We start from the raw sequence: 4972 nt of genomic DNA, 5'->3' as shown, positions 1-4972 counted from the left end.
AACTACTGTCTTGTCCGTTGGATAAGCAACCCCCGTATCATTGAATACTTCCAACAAATGACGGCTTTCTTCCCTGGTAAGCATCGATAACTTACTTAGCTGTGAGGATGGGGAGGCTACAATAGCAGTTAGCAGCTCCTGATAATGAACAACCATCCTTTGGATAGTTGCTTCCCTGAACAAAGCTGTACAGTAATTAATATCCACAGAAAACCCAGTCTCCGTCTCCTCCAAACTCATTGCTAGATCAAATTTTGAGGTAAGCTGTCCTTGATCTTCATACTTAGATACTGTAAGCCCGTCCAACTCGATATGTTCAGCATCTGGTGTGTTCTGTAATACGAATAATACCTGAAACAAAGGACTCATACCCATATCCCGTGTCTTTACCACACGCTCTACCACCTTCTCAAAGGGAACCTCTTGGTGGTCATAGGCATCTAAAGTCGTTTGCTTGACAGCTTGTAACAGTGCTTGAAAAGAACCATCTTGTTTTACTTCACTACGAAGTGCCAAGGTATTGACAAAAAAACCGATCACCCCCTCCAACTCCTTCTGGGTACGGTTGGCTACCGGGGTACCTACACAAATATCTTCCTGGCCACCGTACCGGCTCAACAACACTTTAAAAGCAGCCAATAGCGTCATAAAAACGGTGACCCCTTCCTGCAGGCTCAAAGCGTTGATACCGGCACTTAAAGTACTGTTCAGTGTAAAAGAAAGGTTCGCCCCCGAAACACTCTGAACGGCAGGACGGACATAATCGGTCGGTAACTGCAATGTGCCAACCCCATTTAGGGTATCCTCCCAATACGATAACTGATTGTCAATAATGGTACCTTCCAAATAGGTACGCTGCCACAAGGCATAATCCATATACTGTAGGGGCAATGGCGGTAAACGCACCTCTTTGCCCGCGGCATAGGAACGATAAAGCTCCATGAACTCGCCAACCAAGATACCCTGCGACCAACCATCACTGGAAATATGATGGAATACCCCTGCCAGAACATACTCTTTGTCTCCCAGGTCATATAGACACGAACGGAACATATAATCCGCGCTCAAATCAAAAGGGGCCGATAGAAAAGATTTTAGCTCTTCCGTTAACAATGAACCGTCATTAGTTAAATCCTTGGAAGACAGCTCCCAGTCATCGGCCGATAACAACTTCTGATACCCTACGCCCTCCTCTGAATAAATAACCGTACGAAGGACCTCGTGACGGCTTACCACCTGATGAAGACTCAAAGACAGCGCTTGCTTATCCAAATCCCCTGAAAGCCGCAAGGCAAAAGGTAGATGGTATTCCAAACTGCCCTGTAACTGGTCCAAAAACCACAAACGCTCCTGACTAAAGGATAAGGGAACCTTTTCCGTTCTTTCCTGAACACCGACCCTGGGCAATAAAGTGCCTGTGTCTTTTACAGATAGGTAAGCTGCTAAGCTATCTATAGTGGTATGGGTAAAAACATCTCTAATTGCTATCTCTATATCCAAGTCCTTTCGGATTGTAGAAATCAATCGGACCGCCAGTAAACTATGGCCGCCCAGTTCAAAGAAGTTATCGTATATACCCACCTTTTCAACACCCAACAAATCCTGCCAGATCTGTACTAACTGCTCCTCCGTTTCCGTTCTTGGGGCCACGTATTCTTTGCTGGACAAGGCTGAACTGTCCAATTCCGGTAAGGCCTTCCTGTCCAGCTTGCCATTGGCTGTTAAGGGCATCTCGTTTAGCTGCACCCACAAGCGGGGCGCCATATACTCCGGTAAACTCTCTCCCAAGGACGCTTGCAAAGCTTCCTTATCCAGATTACCCTCCAAGACCACATAAGCGATCAATCGCTTACTGCCATTCTCATCCTTCCTCGCTAAAACACAACATTGCTGAACTTCTGGTAACAAGGATAAGGTTTTCTCAATCTCGCCCAGTTCGATACGGTACCCACGTATTTTTACCTGATCATCCCTTCTTCCTACAAACTCGATATTTCCATCAGGCAGCCATTTTGCTACATCACCTGTTTTATACAAGCGATCACCTTCCTTAAATGGGCTATTAATAAACTTTTCGTTAGTTAATTCCTCATGGTTTAAATAGCCCCTTGCTACTCCTGAACCACCAAGAACTAATTCACCTACGACTCCTATTGGCACCAGATTCATATTTTTATCTGTAATATATGCGTAGCTGTTTTTGATTGGCTTCCCAATTGGAAGCGTACCTCGGGTTTTTTCAATATGATAGGTAGTCGAGAAAGTAGTATTCTCTGTAGGTCCATATCCATTGACTATGGTAAGTTCCGGAAATAATTCTTTTACTTTATTTGTGTAGATGGCCAATACAATATCCCCTCCCACCAATAAATATTTTAAGGAAGCGAAAACACTCAAGTCTTCTAGTACTACTTGATGGAACCATGAAGCAGTCATCCATATAGTATTAACTTTATTTTCCAGAATTACTGTTTTTAAACGGTTTGTGTTTAATAGCGTATCAGTAATAGTTAATACCAGCTCTCCTCCATTGAGTAAGGTACCCCAATATTCTATAGTAGTTGCATCGAAGGAAATTGATCCAGTTGACAACCAAACTGTTTTATTGTTTAATCTAAGATAATCACAACTAGTAGCTAAACTGACGATGTTGTTATGTTCAACCTGAACTCCTTTTGGACGACCTGTACTGCCCGAGGTATAGATCACATAGGCCAAATTGTTAACAGTTAAGCCAATTGCTAAAGGTGCTGTAGACTCACTCTGTATAGAGGCTGAAGCAGCATCTAATAAAATAAGCTCTTCTAACTCTAAATCTGAGACACGATAAGCAATGTCAGCGGTACTTAAAAGTATCTCAATAGAGGCATCCTTAACCAAATAATTGATCCTATCCTCAGGATACGTTGGATCTATGGGAACATAAGCGCCTCCAGATTTTAATATCCCTAAAATGCTAATGATCATTTCAAGACCGCGCTCTAAACAGACGCCTACTAAATCTTCTACTGATACCCCTTTATCAATTAAATAATGGGCTAGTTGATTCGATCGTTCATCCAATTCTTTATAACTTAAGGATTCCCCTTCATAAACTACAGCTATGGCATCAGGAGTTTTCCTGGCCTGCTCCTCGAAAAGGTCTACAATTGTTTTGTCCGTTGGATAAGCAACCCCCGTATCATTGAACACTTCCAACAATTGACGGCTTTCTTCTTTGGATATAATAGACAGTTCATTAACTGTGGTTGTCGATTCCTCATCAATATGCTCTAGTAATACCGTTAATGCTTCCTCCATATAGGATACCACAGCGGAAGGATCAATACCCCGATCGGATAGCTTAGCCGTTAACCCAAAATCATTCCCTAAATCATCTACAGATAAATTGAAAGGATAATTCGTTTGTTCTTTTACGAACAACAGTTTAGCACCTAAATCAAGGGGCTTATCTGGCTTATTTGATGATGAACTTCGCGTTGAATGGCGGTAATTTAGCAAAGCACTGAACATCGGGGTATCATTTGGGATACCACTCCAATCATGGACATTGGACGACGGGGTCTGTTCATGGGACAGAAGTCCTTGCAGACGACCATTGGTATGGCTAATGTATGTCGGTATATCGCCCCTAAGGTCTAATAATACGGGCAGGGTATTCACAAATAACCCTAGAGAAGATTCCGATCCTTTGGCCCCCTGCAGCCTTCCTAATAGCACAGAACCAAAAAGGGCATAATCCCTACCACTGCACCTTGATACTACCAGACCAAAGGCCGCATGGAACAATACGGCAGGGCTTAGCTGTAGATCAGTGGATACCTGACGTACGGTATCCCGTAATTCAGAAGACAACATCGCTTGTGAAGATACAATACGGGTCGATCCATCACCGAGGGTATCTGACAGATTAAAGGGATAGGTAGGCGCTTGGATACCGCTAAACAACGATCTAAAGTAACTTTCGCTTTTCTCTAATTTGTCTTTATTTAAGGTATTTCCTATAAAATCACGGTATAAGGCAGGGGTAGGGAGCAGGTCTGCTTTACCTGATAAATAAAACCCTATTTCTTGTTGCACCTTTTCCAGACCAAAGTGATCCATGATCAAATGATGATGATGGGTCACCAAATAATAGGTCTTGTTGGCTACATCATCGGCTACCTTTACCTGCAACATTGGGGCTGTTTTCAGGTCCATGTACAAGCTATCCGGTGCAATCGCTTTTTCTACCTGGGGCAATATGTCCTGACTACTATCAATTGATAACTCCTCGACAGTCAAGTCCACTTCCCGTAATACCACCTGTAAAGCCTGAGAGAACCCATCGTTCAGCACACAAGTACGTAAAACATCATGGCGACTGATCACAAAATCTAGGGCCTTTAAAAACTCCGAGCGCTTGTCCGGCGATGAGAAGGACAGTAAACTAGGTAAAATATAAGGGTCTCCTTTGGTGGGGTCACTCATCAAATGGTGAAAGTAGATACCTTCCTGTAAGGGAGATAGGGGGTAGATGTCCTGGATATTGATCCCGCCTCCGGGAACCTGGTCCATGATCGTTTCCAATTCTTTTTGGCTTAAGTCTACCAAAGGGACCATGGAAGGAGTAATATAAGCACAGCCCTCTACAATACCATTTTCTGGCACGTGGTAAACATCAAGGTTTGAAGATAATTTGGTGCTCAATAAAGCAATGCTCGGATATGAAAAAATATCTTTAATATTTATTCCATAGCCTATTTCTTGAATCTTAGAAATTAATCGGACTGCCAGTAAACTATGGCCGCCCAGTTCAAAGAAGTTATCGTAGACTCCTACCTTTTCAACACCCAACAGCTCCTGCCAGATCGTTGCCAACTGTGCTTCTGCCTCTGTCCTCGGGGCCACGTATTCTTTTGTTGACAAGGCTGAACCATCCAGTTCCGGTAGGGCCTTCCTATCTAACTTTCCATTATTGGTCAAGGGCATT

The 4972-nt window shown here is 43.2% G+C and carries 1 protein-coding gene; it reads right to left on the bottom strand.

Going from position 1 to position 4972, the window contains the following annotated elements; translation table 11 throughout:
* Window positions 1-4972 (bottom strand): amino acid adenylation domain-containing protein (locus tag AC04NP_RS30185; RefSeq protein WP_482863847.1); only part of this gene is annotated, 4972 nt, incomplete at both ends.

This window comes from Agaribacillus sp. DX54 (genome assembly GCF_056858335.1).
The sequence above is the reverse complement of the archived record's forward strand: the minus strand, read 5'-3'. Positions and strand labels throughout refer to the sequence as shown.